1 protein-coding gene is annotated in these 1,384 nt (G+C 69.7%); it reads right to left on the bottom strand.

All coding sequences use genetic code 11. The features are described 5' to 3' along the window. Positions 1-318: 318 nt before the first annotated feature. On the bottom strand, positions 319-1,384 hold a 1,066-nt coding region (locus ACFWAD_RS29885; RefSeq protein ID WP_378550469.1), incomplete at its 5' end, for a hypothetical protein.

The raw sequence follows: 1,384 nt of genomic DNA, 5'->3' as shown, positions 1-1,384 counted from the left end.
GACGGGGAGTGCGCTGACCTGGTCTGTAGCCGTTGTCTCGCCGGGGCGGGAGCCGGGTTGTAGCCGTTCCGCGGGAAGAGAACGGCTACAACGGCTACAGAGCCTTCGGAACGGTTACATCGCAGGTCAGAGCGTTGTAGCCGTTCTGGAGCCAGCGCCGGAGGGTGTGTGTTTCGGGTGCGATTCAAGGGTGAAAACAGGGTCTGACCTGCGGTGTAACCGTTCACTTTTCCTCGCTGACCTACCGCAAGCCTCTGGCCTGCGGTGTAGCCGTTGTAGCCGTTGTAGCCGTTGTTTTGCGACTCGCGTATAGAGAATTCACTGGGTGCTGAGACTCGACACGGGGAGAGGGCCCTGGGGGCAGTCGTCGGCAGGTACCCAGCGGCAGCTGGGTTCGCGTCCGGCGCAGTGGGGGCACAGCTCCGTGGTGGAGGTGAGCGGAAGCCCGTACACCCAGCGCAGGCATGAGCGGGTCTGGAGGGCGCCGCGGTCTTCGGGCTGATGGTGGAGCTCGGGCAGCAGGGACCAGCGGCGGTCGGACGGTTTCTCGTCCGGGGTCTTTGCAGGGAGTTCAGTCAGCGGGGGGTGGAGCTCAAGCCAGGTCCGCAGCGGCTGGGCTTCGCGGCCCTCGGCGATGCCAGGAACGCCGAACTCCTCGGCGACGTCGGTAAGCCACTGCCGGGGCTCGATGTTGGCCACACCGGCGCGGTGGATCTCCCACTCGTCCATCAGCGCGGCGAGGCGGACGGCTTCCGGGTAGACGACCGCCGGAGCGGCTCTGCGGCGGTGCCGGCCGAAGCCGAGCTCGTCTTCGCGAGTGCGCCAGGTCTCATATGCGACCTGACGGTTGACCCACCACCACAGGGTGACCTGGTGGGCATCGGCGACCAAGGCGTCACCGGCCGGGCCGACACGGTGGTTGAAGGCCCGGTGGTCGACGAGTGCCCGGCCGAGTTCGGGGAGCGGGGTGGTGTCGATGAGATAGCCGCCGTCGTCGCCGCTTTCCCAGCGGCGCCCGCACACGCAGGGCCGCCACCGGTGCCCGGCCCCGGCGAGCCAGGCGCCTTCCTCCAGGCAGAGCGGGCAGGCCGGCAGCGGGGGTTCACCCGGGGTCTGCGGCCAGGGCCGGGCGCGGACCGCCATGCCGGAGGAAGTGTGCAGCTGCTCGGCGGCAAGGCCCGGGAGCGCGTGGCGCAGCTGGTCGCCGTCGCGGTTGGTCAGTTCGGCGAGTCGGGTCACGGACTCTGCGGTGAGGGCGACTTCGTGGGTGCCGGGCTGCACGGCGGCGGCAGCTGCGGGGAGCCGGCCCTTGTGGAGTGCCTTGAGGAGGTGGGGGAGTTCGAGGGCGTTGGCGGTCGCGGTACGGGCGAGGAAGGAGGCGGTC

The sequence above is a fragment of the Rhodococcus sp. NPDC059969 genome, assembly GCF_042738325.1.
GTDB lineage: Bacteria > Actinomycetota > Actinomycetes > Mycobacteriales > Mycobacteriaceae > Rhodococcus_F.
This window is presented reverse-complemented; position numbering and strand designations above follow the sequence as displayed.